This is a genomic window from Paracoccus marcusii, from assembly GCF_006151785.1.
Lineage (GTDB): Bacteria > Pseudomonadota > Alphaproteobacteria > Rhodobacterales > Rhodobacteraceae > Paracoccus > Paracoccus marcusii.
In genome coordinates, this window is the sequence record NZ_VDDD01000296.1 from 1 (window position 1) to 510 (window position 510).

The 510-nt window shown below is 75.1% G+C and carries 1 protein-coding gene; it reads right to left on the minus strand.

Annotation, left to right across the window (positions count from 1 at the left end; genetic code table 11):
- Nucleotides 1-510 (minus strand): D-apionate lactonase family protein (locus FHD68_RS19315; protein ID WP_482811977.1); only part of this gene is annotated, 510 nt, incomplete at both ends.

The following is a 510-nucleotide window of genomic DNA, read 5'->3' on the forward strand; positions in this document are numbered from 1 at the left end:
GAACAGGCCGCGCGGGCCCAGCACCTCGGCCGGGGTCCAGACCGACAGGCCCGCGGGCGCGATCGCCGCGGCCAGCCCGCAGGCCCAGGCCGCCGCAAAGCCGGTCTCTTGGCGCGGATCGTCATCGGTCATGCAGACGCGCCCGCGCCCCGGATTGGGGATGGTCCGGCTGCCATAGGGGTTGTGGCGCATGGCGATGGTCGACGGCCCCAGCCAATACTCCGCATCCCCCGCAAGGGCGCGCGCGGAGGCCAGAATATGCGGCACCGCCTCCAGCGCCTCGACCACCGACAGGTCGTCGGCGGCATGCACGATGGGGCACAGCCCATGCGTCACGACCGCCAGCCCCGGCGGCGGCGGCTTGCGGTTCAGTTCGGGAAAGAAGCCGGCCACGCCCCCGCCCACCGGATGCCCGGCAAAGGCCGCGCGCGCCGCCGCATGGACCTGCGCCAGGGGCGCGCAGGGCGGCCAGTCCGAGCCCGGCGGCGTCGATTGCCAATCGGGCCGGGC